Raw genomic sequence first — 15,096 nt, forward strand, 5'->3', positions numbered from 1 at the left:
CTCCGTGACGGCGTAACATAGCGGCGTTGTTTTTCCACCCCGTGAGAACCCATGCCACTTTACGCCTTTCGCTGCCAGGATTGCGGCCATGATTTTGAGACCCTGGCGCGTTTCGAAGAGACGCCCGAATGCCCCGCCTGCGGCGCCGCGCATGTCGAGCGCCAGCTCTCGCTGATCGCCAAGCCCGCCGCGGGCGGCGATGCGGGCGTCGTTGAGAGCTGCGGCGCCATGTCTGGCGGGACGCCTTGCCCGAGCTGTCCGGCGCTCGCCGGTTGACGCGCGAGGAAGCGCTGCTCGGGGCGAGGCGGATTCTCGTTCCCGCCAACGGGCTGACTTTCGAGATCTATGAGGCCGGGACGGGGGAGCGGCTTGCGCTTCTCCTGCACGGCTTTCCGGAGCATGCGGTGATGTGGCGCCATCTCGTCGCGCCGCTTGTCGCAAAGGGCTATCGCGTCTGGGCCGTCAATCAGCGCGGCTATGGCGGCACGAGCCGACCGGCGGGCAAGAAGAATTATTCGCTCGCGGCGCTGACCGGCGACGTCGCCGCCCTCATCGACGCCTCGGGCGCGCGCGCCGTCGCGCTGATCGGCCATGATTGGGGCGGTCTGATCGCCTGGGTCGTCGCGATCAGGAAGCTGCGGCCGCTGGAACGGCTGGTCATTATCAACATCCCGCATCCGCTCTGTTTCGCGAGGGCCTGGAGACGGAGCCTTTGGCAGAAACTCAGATCCGCCTATATCGGCTTCTTTCAGATTCCCCGCTTGCCGGATTTTCTCCTTTCCGCCGGAGGCGGCGCGTTGACGGGGGCGATGCTGCGTCTTTCCGCCGGCCGAGGTGACGCTATTTCCGAGGACGTGATGGCTGTCTATCGGGACAATGCGGCCTCGCCCGGCGGCGCGACGGCGATGCTCAACTGGTATCGCCGGGCGATCCACGATTTGCGGGCGGCCCGCGACCTCGGCGCTCCCGTGGAGATTCCGACTTTGATCGTATGGGGCGCGGCGGACATCGCTTTCGGCGAGGCCTGCCTCGAGGGAACCGAGAGGCGCGTGGCTGATTTGAAGGTTGAAAAGCTGTCGGGCGTCAGCCATTTCTCTCCGGAGGACGCGCCGGACAAAGTCACGGAACTCATCAAGAATTTTCTTTAATGTGGGGAACCGGCGAAATTGGGTCAAAAGGCCTGATTTGGCCAGTTGACATGCCGCGCTTTCGTGAGAATCTGCCGACTCCGGGCTTCCTCGCGGAAGCCCTCTCTATAGCTGTTCAATCAAGGCCGAGATTTTTCGGCTTCCCAAAGGAGAACGTTCCATTCGCCGGCCAATGAAGAGCACCGCGGCGCCGCAGAAGGAAGGCCCGCGCATCAACCGAGAAATTCGCGCGCGTGAAGTGCAGTTGATCGATTCCGAAGGCAAGAATCACGGCGTCGTCCAATTGCTGGACGCGCTGGGCATGGCTGAACAGGCCGGGCTCGATCTTGTCGAGATCGCGCCGAACTCGACGCCTCCCGTCTGCAAGATCCTGGATTATGGCCGCTTTCGCTTCGCCGAGCAGAAGAAGGCCGCCGAGGCCCGCAAGAAGCAGAAGGTGGTCGAGGTCAAGGAAATCAAGCTGCGTCCGGGCATCGACGAGCATGACTACGGCGTCAAGATGAAGGCCGTTCACCGCTTTTTCGAAGAGGGCGACAAGGTCAAGGTGACCCTGCGCTTCCGCGGACGCGAGATCGCCCATCAGGACATCGGCTACCGCCTGCTGACGCGCGTGAAGGCCGAGACCGCCACTGTCGCCAAGGTCGAGCTCGAGCCGTCGATGGAAGGCCGGCAGATGGTGATGGTTCTCGCGCCAAGATAGGGCGTTTCGCTCGCCGGCCTTCCGTCCGGCGGGTTGGGGAAGGGGCTGGGTTTTGCGAATGTCTATTGCGCCGTCCTGGACATTTTTCGCTCGGGCGGCCGCCGGAACGGCGCTGGCCGGAATATTGACGGCCGCGCCCGCGACGGCTCAGCTTGCGCTTCCGGGCGCGGTGGCGCCGACGCCGGAGGGCACGGTCACATCGCCGTCGGCCCCGAGGCCGAAGAAGAAAGTCAGCAGCGGCGAGATGGGGCAGGCGCGCGGCCCGGTCGTCATGCCCAAAGCTCCCTCGGAAGACACGATTATCGGCAAGACCTTGAAGCTCGACGGCTCCGGCAGCGTGATCGAGTTTTCGCGCGGGGGAACGGATCTCCAGGTCTCCAAACTCACCCTTTCGGGCGACCGCCTGTCGCGTTCCGGCGAGGAGTGCCGGGTGGAGGTCGCCGGCATGCCTCTGAAGCTGACGTCGCAAAACAGCGGAGCTGGTCTGAGGCGCTATCAGATCGCTTTCCCGGCCTGTCCCTTTACCCTCGACGTTCTGGACGGCGCCATCCTCGTCACCAATGAGAGCAAGGCCTGCGAGATCAAGGTCGCGGACTGCCGCGCCGATCCGAGCGGCCTGTGGGGAACGGCCGAGAGCGAGTTCGACCCGAAGAAGGCCGAGGAGATGCTCGGCGCCCGCGCCAAGGTCGAGAAGACCGTCCGCGCCGATTTCCGTGAGCTCTATCAACGCAACAGCAAGGACAAGCTGGTCCGCGGCTTCGTCGTCAAGGAGCAGGCGAGCTTCTCCTCCTGGCGCGAAGAGGTCTGCCGCAGCTACGCCAAGGAATCGGACTTCGGCTATTGCGCCCTGCGGCTCACCGAGGCCCGGACCATCGTGCTTGGCGCACAGCTGGCGGGCGGCGTGAAACTGCCTGACGGATACGCCGAAGCGGCCGCCGCTGAAGAGGCGGCGACGAAGACAAAGAGAAAGTGACGGGTTTGCGCTACAGCCGCGCGACGAAACGCAAGCGGACGTAAACCCCGTCGCCTCAGCGGAGAACCGAGCTTCCCGGCCACAGGCGTCAGCCGCCCTTCCGCATCAGCATCCCACGCGCCGGGTCGTAAGCGATGATCGCCGCGATCAGGAAGACGCTCGTATACCCCGTGACCGCGAGCAGCGAGACCCATTCAATCTGTTGATAGAAGGCGAAGCGGATCAGCTCGACGGCGTGGGTGAAGGGATTGACCGAGCAGACGTAATAAAGCCAAGGGCTCGACTCCTTCACGCGCCAGAGCGGATAGAGCGCGGAAGAGGCGAAGAACATCGGGAAGATGACGAAGTTCATCACGCCCGCGAAATTTTCGAGCTGCTTGATGAGCGAAGAAAGCAGCATGCCGAGCGCGCCCAGCATGAGCCCGCCGAGCGCCAGCGCCGGCAGCACGGTCAGATAGCCCCATTTCGTCGGCGGCTCGATCTCCCAGAAATAAGCGATGAGCAGGAAAGCGTAGACCTGCAGGATCGACACGGCGACGCCGGCGAAAAGCTTGGCGCCGAGCAGGAACCAGCGCGGGAAGGGCGAGACGAGCAACGTCCGCATATTCCCCATCTCCCGGTCGTAGACCATGGAGAGGGACGACTGCATGCCGTTGAAGAGCTGGATCATCGCCATGAGGCCGGGCGCGATATAGACCTCGTAAAGCACGTAGGTTTCGTAAGGCGGGATGATCGAAATGCCGAGCACCTGCCGGAAGCCGGCCGCGAAGATGAAGAGCCAGACGAGCGGCCGCACGAGCGCGGAAATGAAACGCTCGCGCTGATGCAGAAAGCGCAAGCCCTCGCGCCAGACGACGCCCATGAGGCAGATGAGATATTGGCGCGCGCTAAACCCCCTCTCCCCCCTCGCGGGGAGAGGGTTGGGGTGAGGGGCAGGGCCGCTGGTCCGGCTCATCGTCATCTGAGCGCGCTCTTGATTTTCGAGATCGTCATTGCCGCTCGCCCCTCACCCTCACCCTCTCCCCGCTTGCGGGAAGAGGGAATTGGCGCCTGTGATCGTCGCGAAAGCTGCGCCAATATCCGACGCGTTATTCTCCGCCACAATATCCGCCGCCCGGCCCGCCGCCAGCGCCTTGCCGTGATGCAGGATGACGACCTGATCGTCGTCCTCGATTTCGTCGATGAGATGGGTGGTCCACAAAACGCCGAGGCCCTCGTCGCTCACCAGTCCGCGCACATGGGCGAGGAGGTCGGCGCGCGCCTTGATGTCGAGACCGACGGTGGGCTCGTCGAGCAGAAGCAGCTTCGGCTTGTGCAGCAGCGCGCGGGCGATCTCGACGCGGCGCATCTGGCCGCCCGAGAGCGCGCGCGCTTTGTCATTCGCCCGCTCCGCGAGCCCGGCGCGCGCGAGCGCCGCCATGCCCAATCGACGCGCTTCCAGCGGTCCGATTCCGTGCAGCGCCGCGTGATAGACGAGGTTCTGAATCAGCGAGAGTTCAAGATCGAGCGTGCGCGCCTGAAAGACGACGCCGAGGCTGCGCAGCGCCGCGCCCGGGTCGCGCATGACATTGGCGCCGAAAATATCGATCTCGCCGTTACGCGCCGCGTAAAGCCGCGTCACGAGCGAGAAGAGCGTGCTCTTGCCGGCGCCATTGAGCCCGAGCAAAACCGTGAAGCTCCCCGGCGCGACGGTGAAGGATACGTCGTCGAGCGCCTTACGTGATCCGTAAGAGTGGGAGAGATGAGAAATGGAGAGGGCGTCTATCATGCTCCCTTTTCCGCCGCCATTGCGTGGAGCGTCAGCGACGAAGCAATCCAGAGCCACATTGACGCCCCTGGATTGCTTCGCTGCGCTCGCAATGACGGCTGACCGGTTCGGTCGCGGGGAGAGGAAATATAAAAATCCGGCCTCGTCATTGCGGCGCCACCACGACGCCCCAGGGAAAAGAGCCGACCGGAATCGACTTCACCACTTTCAGATTCGCCACGTCGATCACCGACACGTCATTTGAGACGCCGTTCGCGGTGAGCAGATATTTTTCATCCGGCGTAAAGGCGAGGTGCCAGACGCGCTGTCCGACGAGGAGATATTTCTCGACCTTCTTCGTCTCCGCGTCGATCACCGCAACGCGGTTCGCCGGGCCGAGCGCGACGAAGGCGCGTTTGCCGTCCCTGGTGATGGAAACGCCGATGGGCTGGATCGCCTCTTTCGACATTCCGGGAATTTCGAAGCTGATCTTCTGCTTCAGCTCTTTTTTGATCGGATCGATCACGGCGACTGTGCCGCCGACCTCCGACGACACCCAAAGCTCGCTGCCGTCTTTCTTGAATTCCGCAAATCTTGGACGTCCGTCGACGAGAATATTGGCGACGATCTGCTTCGTCCGCGTGTCGATGAGATGCGCCATATTCGTCGTTTCCGACGTATTGACGAGCAGTTTGCCGTCGGGGCTCACGGCCATGCCTTCCGGTTCGACGCCGACTGGGATGTCGCCGATCTGCTCCCTGCGCTTCACGTCGATGAGCGTGACGAGATTGTCGTTCTCGTTGGAGACGTAAATCGTGTCGCCGCCCGGCGAGAGCGCGAGCAATTCGGGATCGGGTCCGGAGGGCAGCTTGCCGGTGAGCTTCAGCGTCTTGGTGTCGAGGACCTGAATGGCGTCGTCGTCGCCCGCGCAGATGTAAAGCTCCGTGCCGTCCTTGTTCAACTCGATGCCGCGCGGACGACGGCCGACTTTCACCGTCGCCGTCGCCGCCAGCCTGTCCGTGTCGATGACGGTGATCGAGTTGCCTTTTTCATTGCTGATATAGGCTGTGTAGGCGAAAGCCGGGGAGACGGAGAGCAGCGTAATGAACAGCGCTGTAGCAACCGCATGCACGTCATGCCCGCGCTTGTCGCGGGCATCCACGCCGCGCGGCTCGTTTGCTTGGCGTGGATGGCCGGGACAAGTCCGGCCATGACGGGGGGAGACGCCGGCAAAGAACTTGTTCATTTCAACCTGCATTTCGTTTCGGGCTGATCCGGCCCCAGCGTGTCGAGCTCCGTCATCTGATGCAGAAAGCCTTCCTGCGGCGAGACGGAGACGGTCATGCGGCCGTCAGAGAGAAGGATGGGCTGCCGCAATTGCTGGTTCCACGGGCGCAGCGTCTGGCGAACGCCCTTGAAAGCGGCGATGGAGAAATCCTTGCCGAGCATGAAGTCGCGAATTTTCTCCGGCGCGTTCGAACCGGTGCGCGTCGCCGCTTCGCCGATCATGCGCATGGCGAGCCAGGCATTGTTGTCGCGCGCATTCATCAGGCGACGAAAGGCCGCCATGAAGCGGTTCTGCAATTGGCGCGCGCCCCATTGCTCATGCGCGGCGTCCCAGCTCGTGGGATAGAGCCCCGCCGAGCCCGCGACCGGGCGCGGGTCCCATGTGCGATAGGGGAGATAGCCCGCGAAGACTTCGCTTTCGTCGACCGCGACCAGCGCGTCGTAAACCGGCGCGTTTTGCGTCAGAACCGGCATCTGGCGCTGCGTCTGCACGGAGCCCGAGTCGCTGCGCCGCCCTCCGCCTGTGTCTTCATAGACGCGCTCTTCGACGATCTTCGCGCCGAACTTCTTCGCCGCGCGTCGATAGGCCTGCGCCAGCAATTCGTCCTGCTCATGCGAGCCCTTGATCAGCAGCCATTTGCGCCACTGTTTCCAGACGAGATATTGCGCGAGCGCATCGGCGAGCATGGCGCGCGACGGCGCGACATGGATGACGTTGGCGCGGCAGTCTTCCTCACGCAAGCGCTCATCGGGCGCGGAGACGTTGAAGAGAAGCGCGCCTTTCGACTTCGCGCGTTCGCTCGCCATCAAAAGGCGATCGGGCGCGAGATCGGCGATGATGAATAGCGCGCCCTTCTCGGTCAGCGTATCGACCCCAGCGGCGATATCCGCGCCCTCTTCAAGCTTTTCGTCGAGAGCTTCGAATGTCTGATTGGTGAATTTGCCGGTCGTATTGTTGTCGGCGGCGCCGAGAAGCGCGCCCGCGAGCGTATCGTCCGCGGCGGGAATATCCAGAATGGAGAGGGTTTCCGTCGAATGCAATTCGCGCAGCACGCCGATTTTCACATTCAGCGCATCGGCCGCGACGGGCGTGGCGGCCAGTAAAAGAATGCAAGCGGCGGCGAGGCGTTTCATGGCCTTCTACATGGCCGCTTTGGCGCGCGGGATCAAGTCGAAGAACCCACGCGCCCGGGCATGTCAGCGGGTCAGGCGCAGAACGGCCTTGCCCTTCTTGGACGCGAATTCCTTGTCATCCAGCGTGCCGTCATTGTCCGGATCGGCGTCCTTGAAAAGCGAAGCGGCGGCGGCGAGGAATTCATTCTTGTCCAGCGTGCCGTCATTGTCGGGATCGGCCGCCTTCAGTTCTTTCTTGGAAAGACGGCCCTGCAACTCCTTCGAGTCGAGCGTTCCATCATTGTCCTTTTCAAGCTTTTCGAAGAGCGCTTCCACAGCCTTGTTGAGCTCGTTGATGTCGACCGTCGCGTCGTTGTCCGTGTCGAGCGTCGCCACGGGAGACGCTTTTTTGGCGAAAGCCGGTTCGATCGGCGCAGCGATTATCGTGGCCGCCGTAAGCGCCGCGGCAAGAAAGGTCTTGTTCAAGTCAGCCTCCTGTCTGGGAAGAACGGAACCAAATATAGGGAGTTCGTCCCGCGCCGTCATTAGGCGCTCCTGGCTCAAAAAAGGCGGCCCCATGGGGCCGCCAGTTGGTCGAGGGTCGCCGGGAAAGCGGGCCCGTCAAAAGAGATTCGAGCCCCAGTTGAAATGATAGTTGACGCCCGCGCGCAGGATCACGCCGTCGAACTGGACCTTGGAGACGGGGCTGTTCGCCCAGAGGAGCCCGCCCGGCGCGATGCGATCGGCGCTCGCTTGGCCTCTCGCGCAGGCGCCGCCCGAAGTGTTCGTCGCCTGACTCGAGCAGACCGTCGCGAGCGGCAAGGAGACGAGGTCGACCGCGCCGAGATTGTAATAAAGGCCCTCCGCCTTGGCGCTCCAATTGTCGGCGAACATCCACTCGACGCCGCCGCCCGCCGACCAGCCGGCGCGGACGCCGGAATAGCTGGAGCCTCCGAGGGCGGCGGGATTCGCGTAATTCCACGCCAGCACGCCGACGTCATTCTCGCGCTGAATGCTGGACGCGTTGAAATGCGCGGCGGACGCATGGACCTCGCCATAAGCGAGACCGCCCGTGCCGTAAGCAAGAAGCGTATCGGTGACGGCGTAGCCGACCTTGCCGCGGAAGGTGCCCAACCAGTCCATACCGGCGGAGACCGAACCGCCGCCGACGGCCTGGCGCGTGATGACGAGGCTCTCAAGCCCGCCGCCCTCGGGCTTGTCGATATAGCCTGCGCGTTCATACAGCGAGCCGTTATATGCGCCCTTGCCGCGGAAGATCGTTCCCTGGAAATCGGCTTCGGCGCCGAGAACGACACTGGACTCGTCCTGATAATTCCAGCCGATCTGGCCGCCGCCGACGAAGCCGCTGCGGCTGACATTGGCGATGCCCGAATTTGCGAAGGCCGGCGCGGTGGGCTGGAACAGACCCCACCAGGCGGCGCCGTCGTCCTCGGGCTCCTCGGCGAGGATCTTCTCGTTCCAAAGCTGCGCGAAGCGGTCGCCAAAGCCGTTGGGATAGACGTTGACGTCGGTCGTGGCGCCCCAGCCATAGCCGGCGTTCAAACCGGCGTAGAGGCCGGCCCATTTGCGCGGCGTCGGCGCGTCTTCGCCGCGTTCGCGCGCGAGCTGGTCGCGGGCCGAAGCCATCCAACCGGAGGGCTCCGCGCCGAAATTCCATTTCATGCCGGCGTAGAAGGCCGTCGGCGGTCCGACGGAAACCATCTTCGGATTCGAGAAATTGGCGAAGTTGATCGAGTCGGTTTCGAAGAAGGTGCCGAAGCTTCGGGCGCGCGTATTGGTGGCGTTTTCGACCAGCGCATAGAGCTGAAGCGCCTTCGTCACGTCGTAGGAGGTGCGCAGGTTCAGAATGGCGTAGGGCGAAAGCGTGCCGAACTGATTGGCCCAGTCGCCGACGAGGTAGGAGCCGGCCGCATAGACGAGATCGCCGCCGACCTTCCATCTGGGCGTCACGGCGTAATCGGCGCCGGCCTTGAAGCGATGCGGCGCGATGCCCGGCAGCGTCGCGCCGGGATTGACGAGTATCGAGGGCGAACCCACGACGAGGGCGGCAGGATTGGCCGGCGCGCCGAGCCAGTTCTGCGAATTGAAATAGGCGTCGGTCAGCGTGTAGTTCACATAGGCCGACAGGCGCTCGCCGGCATAGCGCATGGACAATTCCACGCCCTGACGCACTGTATTGCCGGCATTGGTGAAATAGCCGCGGCCGTTGATGCTGCTCGGTATGCTCAGAATGTCGTTGAAGGCGTTGGTGCGGAAAATTCCGGCCGACCATTGGACCGTCCCGGGCAACATGCCGAAGGACGGGTGAATATCGGCGGGTCGGAAGCCGCCGCGCAGACCCAGATCGATCGTGTTGGACGTCACCTGCTTCAGCGGCGGGTCGGAGACGAGGAAAGAGTCGATCAGGCAGGGACGGTTGGGATCCGAGCAGCCGAGCTCCAGCGGAGTCGGCGCGCGGTTGGCGACCGAATAGCTGCCATAGGCCGCGATCTGGGGCGTAAGCTTGTAGGTCAGGCCGCCCATCGGATTGATGTGGTCGAAGACATTCGTCGAGTTCAGCGCAATGCCAGCCTGATCGTACATCTGGACGCTGGCGCGGTTGTAGCGCAGGCCGCCCGTCGCGGTGAGCCTGTCCGTCAGATCGAGCGAATCCAGCGCATAGGCGCCGAGATAATAGTTGGAGACGCTGAGCTTGACCGGGGAGATTCCCGCGGCGGGCTCATGGGGGAAGAAGTTGAACCCTGTGACGGTATAGTCGGAATTGATGATTCCCAATTCTTCGTTCGCCGCGAAATTCGTAAATCCGTGCTCCAGATTGACGCCGGCCGTGAACTTGTTCGGGAAGCCGAAAATCTTGTCGGTATTGTTGATCTGGCCGGTGAAGCCGAGCGTATTGATCCGGGTCCAGGTGCGGTCGATCGCGCCGAGCGCGGGGCCGCCGGGCGCGGCGTTGAAGAAGTTCGGAACGCCCGTCGCCGCGCCGTCCCCGGTCTCGCAGAAGGCCTCGCCGTCCTCGCATTCGAACTCGGTCGTATTGCCGTCGACGCGCGCCTGATTATAGCCGCGATAATGAATGTCGCCGAGGAGCTTCGTCGTCGGATTGACCTGAACCTGACCGTTCAGATCGAACATCATGACCTGATTTTTATAGGTCTGCGGCGTCGTGTAGGTCGAGGCTTTGTTCGCCGCGACCATATCGACCGGCGCGGGGCCGGAGGCGCCGAAGCGATTGGAGCCGAGCGTGACGTTGGCGTGGACTTCGGCGTTCTCGCCGCGCCAGCCAAGGTCGCCGTAGAAGCGCTTGATCTGCGAGCCGGAGAAATAGCGATAGCCGGAATCCCCCGCCGCCTCGCCGGCCGCATACATGGCGAAGTCGCCGATGCGGCGGCCATATTGGAAGGCGCCCTGGCGGCGGTTGAAGGACCCGCCGCGCAGATCGAGTTCGGCGCCCTGCCAGGTGAAGCCGTTCTTCATGTCGAGGACGATGGCGCCGCCAATGGCGTTGAGGCCGTAAAGCGGATTGCCGGTCTCGATCGCGACATTGTCGATGGCGACGCTCGGGATCAGATCCCAATTGACCGTGTCGCCCCACATCTCGTTGATGCGGACGCCGTTCTGGAACACGGCGAGCCCCTGCGGCACGCCGGCGTAGGGCGAGGCGACGAAACCGCGATAGTCGACCTCGGGGAAAGAAGGATTGCCGCCGACGTCATTGACGGTCACGCCCGGCGCCGCGCGCACGAGCGCGTCGGCGACGTTGAACTTGCGTGAATTGGCGATTTCCCTGTCGCTGACGACATGGACCGATGCAGGGACCTGATAGGTGACGAGCGGCGAGACGTAAGGCGCCGGCGCCGTGATCGGCGCGGGCTGCGCGACGCGGGCCGCCGACGGCGCGCTGCGCGCCGCGGGGCCGGGCGCCGCCTGCACGGGAGCAGGCGAAGGACGAGCGGCGGAACGTGAAGAGGATCGCAGCGGCGTCGCGCCGATTTCGATCGTCGGCAAGGATTGCTGCGCGAAAGCCGATCCGGAAGTCAGCGCGGCGCCGAGCGCGATGAGAGAGACTTGCTTTTTGAACTTCATATCCCCAGCCCGAATGTCTTTAGGCGTCTATCTTCGGCGAGGGTTATAACTTCGAGATCGGCGCCGCGTCCCGCGCGGGCGAAGCATTTATGACAATATTCCCCGGATGTGGCGCCGTAGCTACAGTTCTGAAAAGTAACGGTTTTCTTGGGCCGCGCTCCCGTCGGTTTCGGGAAAATTTCCCGATCTTCGACTATACTTTCAAACTTGCGCCAAGACGCAGCGTCGTCGAGAGGCTCGCGCCGCCGCCCGGAAGGTTCGTTATCTCCAACGTTCCGCCGAGCGCGCCGACTCTCTCCGCCATGCCGCGCAGGCCAAGGCCGCCATTGGTCCGGGTTTCAGGCAGGCCTGCGCCGTCATCCGTGACGCAGATGCGCAGGCGGTCGCCATCGCGCCAAATCGCGACTTCGATGCGCGCCGCGCCCGAATGGCGGAAAGCGTTGGTCAATCCTTCCTGCACGACGCGATAGGCTGTGAGCGCGGTGATCTCGTCCATCTCGCCGCGCGCGCCTTCGGTTGCGAGTTCGATGTCGACGTCGGCGCGCGTCTCGCGCCATCCCCGCACAAGCGCCTGAATTGCGTCGGCGAGCCCCATCTCCGCCAGTGCGGCGGGGCGCAGCCTCCCGAGAATGCGCCGGTTAACCTGCTGCAGGGCGGCGATTTGCGCATCGATCTTCTCGGCGTCCTCCGCGAGCCGCGCCGGCTCCGCGTCGGGGTTGCGCGCCTTGCGCGCCAGTGCTCCGACGCCAGCGCGCACGGTGAAGAGAAAGGGTCCGATTTCGTCATGCAGATCGCGCGCAATGTCGCGGCGTTCTTCGTCCTGCACATGGATCATGCGCCGCAGGAGGAGACGGTTCTCCTCGTCGAGACGCTCGAGCGTGGCGGCGAGCGCATTGATGCGTTCCGCAATCGCGACGAATTCCGGCGGACCGTCGGCCGGAACGCGCATGGCGCGATCGCCCTGTTCGAGCCGCAGCAGCCCTTCGGACAATGACGCAATGGGACGCAGCGTGCGCGAGACCGCGTAGGAAACGAGCGCGAAAGCCGCGCCCGCGACGGCTGTTGCGCCAATGGCGAGCCAGACGATCTCCTGCCAGATTTCGTCGATTTCATCCGCGGGATTTGCGGCGATGTCGATCGCGCCGAGCGGCGTCTCGATTCGCGTCGGCGGCGGCGCGCGGAACACCAGCGCGCTGAACCATTCGGGCGCAGGCTTTTCAGCCGGCTGGACGGGACCTTCCTGTCCTTCAAAAGTCGCTCGGACATGGCGCAGCCGCCGCAGGTCTTCGAGCAGCTCCGCAACTTCCGATTTCGGATCGCTCGACGTCGAAAGGCGGGGCAGGGTTGCGTAAACGAGATCGCGCGCAAGTCGCGTCGCGCCTTCCGCCTCGGCGTTGACGCGGGATCCGGCATGCAGGATCAACAGTCCCACGCCAAAGAGGAGGCCCGCCGCCAGCACGCCGCCGAGCAGCAGCGACAGACGCGCGCGTAGGGACAGTCTTTGGAGCATGGCCGTTTCCTGTTGGAAAAGGCGACGACTTTGACGACCGCGCGCAATGCGGTCAATCTTGGGGCGGGACTGCGCCGGGCGGCATGTGAATAGTTGATCGCGAGCAATACCTCCCTTTTACGGGAAGGTATTGGGCTCACCGTCGCAGATTGTCCTTTGCTCAACTGCGCAAAATGTGGAGTAGCAATGCGCGTTCTTATCGTCGACGACCATCCGATCATCGTGGCGGGCTGTTCGGCCATGCTCGCCGGCGAAGGCGACATAGAAGTGTTCAACGCGCGCGACGCCGAGACGGGGCTCGTGGCTTTTCAATCGCACAAGCCGGACGTCACCGTCGTCGACATCGCCATGCCCGGCCCCTCCGGACTCGAATTGACGCGGCGCATATTGGATTGCGACCCTGCCGCGCGCATCGTCGTCTTCAGCATGAATGACGATCCGATCTTCGCCGCGCGGGCGATCGAGGCGGGAGCCAAGGGGTATGTCACCAAGAATGACGATCCCTATCTGCTGCTGAAGGCGGTGCGGGAGGTCGCGGAGGGCGGCGTGTTCCTGATGCCGAAAATCGCCAATCAGCTGGCCTTCGAGAAAAGCGGCGGCGCCGTCAGTCCGCTCTCGGCGCTCACGGGGCGCGAACTCGAAATATTGCGCATGCTTGGCGCGGGCCTCGGCATGGCGGAGATCGCCGAGGCGACGCAGGTCTCCTACAAGACGATCGCCAATAGCTGCTCGATCATGAAGCGCAAACTTGGCGCCCGCACGCCGATGGAGCTGATGAAGATCGCTCTGGAGCAGAAGCTGGCGTGAGAGGGAGTGGGGGCCGGGCGCTCGCCTCTCCCCGTGGAAACGGGAAGAGGGAGAGAAGGCGCTTGCGAGCCTCGGAGCCTTACTTCGCCGCCGCGTCCGGATAAGGCTCCGGCGCCGAGTAATTGGCCGGAACCGCTCCCGTCAGGCTCCCGAGAAAGGCCACGATCTCCGCCGCGTCCGCGTCGCTCAGCGTCTCGCCGAGCTGGACCTTCCCCATGACCTTCACGGCTTTGGTCAGATCGGCGACCGAACCGTCGTGAAAATAAGGTGCCGTCTTGGCGACGTTGCGCAGGCTCGAGACCTTGAAGACATAAAGATCCGCGTCGTTCTTCGTGACGTCGGCGCGGCCCTTGTCCGGCGTCTTGGAGCCGGTCTCGGTCCAGTAATCCGCGCTCACGCCGAATTTCTGAAAAGAGTCGCCGCCGATGCCCGGGCCGTTATGGCAGGAGGCGCAGCCCGTATCGATGAATTTGCGCAGGCCCGCCTGCTCCTGCGGCGAGAGCGCCTTTGCGTCGCCGGCGAGGAAAGCGTCGAATTTCGAGGGCGTGAGCAGCGTCCGCTCGAAGGTCGCGACGGCCGCGCCCCAATTCTTCGAGTTGATGGGGTCCTTGTCGTCGGGAAAGGCCTTGGCGAAAGCCTCGGCATAGGCCGGAATCGCCTTCAGCTTGCTCATCGCCGTCGCCTGATCCGGATTGCCGAAGCTTGCCGGCCCGAGCAGCGATTTTTCGGCTTGCTCCTCAAGCGTTTCGCGGTCGCCGCGCCAATGCTGTTTGACGTTCAGGCTGGCGTTGAAAATCGACGGCGCGTTGCGCGGGTTTTCCTTGCCGAAGACGCCGATCGCCTTGGGGAGCCCGTCCGTCGCCTGCTTGTCGGGCAGATGACAATGCGAGCAGCTGACATTGCCGTCCATGGAGACGCGATTTTCGAAGAAAAGCCGACGGCCGAGCGCGGCCCGCGCTGTCTGCGTCGATTCCGTCGCGGCCGGCTTGATCGGCTGGAAAGACGCCTGGGCATCGGAAAGAAGCTTCCTGGCGTCAAGCGGCTCGGCCCAGGCCGGAGCGGCGAGAACCGCCACAGTCAATGAAACCAAAAAACGCAAATTGCGCATATTCGCCTCCGCATAGGCTTATTTGAATTCGAGCAAAAAAAAATCGAGCCGAGTAAGAAACGCCAGCTTTCGCGGCGCTATTCCTACTGGCTCGATTTTTTGTGGACGGTCCGCGGCGAGAAGCCGGCGGCGACTCGCGCGAAATCTTTAGATTTCAGCCGACGAGTAGGCGGTGACTTCCATGCCAACGCAAACTTCGACGATCACAGGGGTGGTCCAAGCCATTGTCATTTCCTCCGTTTCGAACTTCGGCGGCTGTGTCCTGCTCTTGTTCCCGGCTGCTTGGGCTGGGCCATAGGGGCAGGTTCAAGCTCGGCGAGAGCATTATCATGATCGCCAGGGGCGTGCAATTGACCCGCCGCGCGCATTTTCGGGAAAAAGAGGAACTCTCTGGGCCGAGACTGCCCGCTCCCGGCGTGCGACGCCCAAGCGTCTCGACACGAGGCGTGACGGCTGATAGGCATAGCGCGCCTTCCGGTAAAAGCTCCGGAAGCGCGTCAAGCAAAAAACTTCAGAGTTTTCCTCCTTCTAAGAGCAAAGCGAGGGCGACTCTGGCCCGCGCGTTCAAAGAGCGCGGCGAACTCAACGACCGCCCTGGA

The 15,096-nt window shown here is 63.5% G+C and carries 14 protein-coding genes; 5 read left to right on the forward strand and 9 right to left on the reverse strand.

Annotated features, from left to right (window positions below):
- Nucleotides 1-51: 51 nt before the first annotated feature.
- The 4 genes from MMG94_RS00715 to MMG94_RS00730 all read left to right on the forward strand — a co-directional run bounded on the left by MMG94_RS00715 (nucleotide 52) and on the right by MMG94_RS00730 (nucleotide 2,821).
- Nucleotides 52-276, forward strand: a complete 225-nt coding sequence (locus tag MMG94_RS00715) for an FmdB family zinc ribbon protein (protein ID WP_016919523.1) — start codon at nucleotides 52-54, stop codon at nucleotides 274-276.
- Complete coding sequence (locus MMG94_RS00720; protein WP_016919522.1) at nucleotides 246-1,148, forward strand: alpha/beta fold hydrolase; 903 nt, start codon at nucleotides 246-248, stop codon at nucleotides 1,146-1,148. The genes MMG94_RS00715 and MMG94_RS00720 overlap by 31 nt, the downstream gene beginning before the upstream one ends.
- A 172-nt stretch (nucleotides 1,149-1,320) precedes the next feature.
- The gene (gene infC / locus MMG94_RS00725) at nucleotides 1,321-1,848 is read left to right on the forward strand and encodes a translation initiation factor IF-3 (RefSeq protein ID WP_016919521.1); all 528 of its coding nucleotides are present in this window, start codon (nucleotides 1,321-1,323) and stop codon (nucleotides 1,846-1,848) included.
- 58 nt (nucleotides 1,849-1,906) lie between these two features.
- Nucleotides 1,907-2,821, forward strand: a complete 915-nt coding sequence (locus tag MMG94_RS00730; protein ID WP_016919520.1) for a hypothetical protein — start codon at nucleotides 1,907-1,909, stop codon at nucleotides 2,819-2,821.
- 88 nt (nucleotides 2,822-2,909) lie between these two features.
- Here the strand turns inward: MMG94_RS00730 and MMG94_RS00735 are convergent, their stop codons facing one another.
- The 7 genes from MMG94_RS00735 to MMG94_RS00765 form a co-directional block, all read right to left on the reverse strand.
- On the reverse strand, nucleotides 2,910-3,776 hold the full coding sequence (locus tag MMG94_RS00735; RefSeq protein WP_026016176.1) for an ABC transporter permease: 867 nt from the start codon (nucleotides 3,774-3,776) through the stop codon (nucleotides 2,910-2,912).
- 57 nt (nucleotides 3,777-3,833) lie between these two features.
- Nucleotides 3,834-4,589, reverse strand: a complete 756-nt coding sequence (locus MMG94_RS00740; RefSeq protein ID WP_016919518.1) for an ABC transporter ATP-binding protein — start codon at nucleotides 4,587-4,589, stop codon at nucleotides 3,834-3,836.
- 145 nt (nucleotides 4,590-4,734) lie between these two features.
- A complete protein-coding gene (locus MMG94_RS00745) occupies nucleotides 4,735-5,700 on the reverse strand; it encodes a YVTN family beta-propeller repeat protein (RefSeq protein WP_026016175.1) in 966 nt (321 codons plus the stop codon).
- 110 nt (nucleotides 5,701-5,810) lie between these two features.
- Entirely contained in the window at nucleotides 5,811-6,989 is a 1,179-nt protein-coding gene (locus MMG94_RS00750) for an ABC transporter substrate-binding protein (protein ID WP_016919516.1), read from the reverse strand.
- Nucleotides 6,990-7,052: 63 nt separating this feature from the next.
- Nucleotides 7,053-7,454 carry a lanmodulin LanM gene (lanM, locus tag MMG94_RS00755; RefSeq protein WP_026016174.1) on the reverse strand — a complete coding sequence of 134 codons (402 nt, stop codon included), beginning with the start codon at nucleotides 7,452-7,454 and terminating at the stop codon, nucleotides 7,053-7,055.
- Between the two features lie 135 nt (nucleotides 7,455-7,589).
- Nucleotides 7,590-11,072, reverse strand: coding sequence for a TonB-dependent receptor domain-containing protein (locus MMG94_RS00760; protein WP_016919514.1), 3,483 nt, complete (start codon nucleotides 11,070-11,072; stop codon nucleotides 7,590-7,592).
- A gap of 193 nt (nucleotides 11,073-11,265) precedes the next feature.
- On the reverse strand, nucleotides 11,266-12,582 hold the full coding sequence (locus MMG94_RS00765) for an ATP-binding protein (protein ID WP_016919513.1): 1,317 nt from the start codon (nucleotides 12,580-12,582) through the stop codon (nucleotides 11,266-11,268).
- A gap of 186 nt (nucleotides 12,583-12,768) precedes the next feature.
- Here MMG94_RS00765 and MMG94_RS00770 point away from each other — a divergent pair, with 186 nt between their 5' ends.
- On the forward strand, nucleotides 12,769-13,389 hold the full coding sequence (locus MMG94_RS00770; RefSeq protein WP_016919512.1) for a response regulator transcription factor: 621 nt from the start codon (nucleotides 12,769-12,771) through the stop codon (nucleotides 13,387-13,389).
- Between the two features lie 79 nt (nucleotides 13,390-13,468).
- Here the strand turns inward: MMG94_RS00770 and MMG94_RS00775 are convergent, their stop codons facing one another.
- Both MMG94_RS00775 and pqqA read right to left on the reverse strand, forming a co-directional pair.
- Nucleotides 13,469-14,497, reverse strand: coding sequence for a cytochrome-c peroxidase (locus tag MMG94_RS00775; protein ID WP_016919511.1), 1,029 nt, complete (start codon nucleotides 14,495-14,497; stop codon nucleotides 13,469-13,471).
- 147 nt (nucleotides 14,498-14,644) lie between these two features.
- Entirely contained in the window at nucleotides 14,645-14,728 is an 84-nt protein-coding gene (gene pqqA / locus MMG94_RS22065) for a pyrroloquinoline quinone precursor peptide PqqA (RefSeq protein ID WP_081495627.1), read from the reverse strand.
- Nucleotides 14,729-15,096: the final 368 nt, after the last annotated feature.

Source organism: Methylocystis parvus OBBP (assembly GCF_027571405.1).
In the GTDB taxonomy this organism is placed as follows: domain Bacteria; phylum Pseudomonadota; class Alphaproteobacteria; order Rhizobiales; family Beijerinckiaceae; genus Methylocystis; species Methylocystis parva.

Excerpts from the sequence above, each read along its gene's own strand:
- MMG94_RS00740 (WP_016919518.1), bottom strand. The coding sequence starts at position 4,589 with ATGATAGACGCCCTCTCCATTTCTCATCTCTCCCACTCTTACGGATCA.
- MMG94_RS00760 (WP_016919514.1), bottom strand. The coding sequence starts at position 11,072 with ATGAAGTTCAAAAAGCAAGTCTCTCTCATCGCGCTCGGCGCCGCGCTG.
- MMG94_RS00765 (WP_016919513.1), bottom strand. The coding sequence starts at position 12,582 with ATGCTCCAAAGACTGTCCCTACGCGCGCGTCTGTCGCTGCTGCTCGGC.
- MMG94_RS00775 (WP_016919511.1), bottom strand. The coding sequence starts at position 14,497 with ATGCGCAATTTGCGTTTTTTGGTTTCATTGACTGTGGCGGTTCTCGCC.
- MMG94_RS00715 (WP_016919523.1), top strand. The coding sequence starts at position 52 with ATGCCACTTTACGCCTTTCGCTGCCAGGATTGCGGCCATGATTTTGAG.
- infC (WP_016919521.1), top strand. The coding sequence starts at position 1,321 with ATGAAGAGCACCGCGGCGCCGCAGAAGGAAGGCCCGCGCATCAACCGA.
- MMG94_RS00730 (WP_016919520.1), top strand. The coding sequence starts at position 1,907 with ATGTCTATTGCGCCGTCCTGGACATTTTTCGCTCGGGCGGCCGCCGGA.
- MMG94_RS00770 (WP_016919512.1), top strand. The coding sequence starts at position 12,769 with ATGCGCGTTCTTATCGTCGACGACCATCCGATCATCGTGGCGGGCTGT.
- MMG94_RS00750 (WP_016919516.1), bottom strand. The coding sequence starts at position 6,989 with ATGAAACGCCTCGCCGCCGCTTGCATTCTTTTACTGGCCGCCACGCCC.
- pqqA (WP_081495627.1), bottom strand. The coding sequence starts at position 14,728 with ATGACAATGGCTTGGACCACCCCTGTGATCGTCGAAGTTTGCGTTGGC.
- MMG94_RS00735 (WP_026016176.1), bottom strand. The coding sequence starts at position 3,776 with ATGAGCCGGACCAGCGGCCCTGCCCCTCACCCCAACCCTCTCCCCGCG.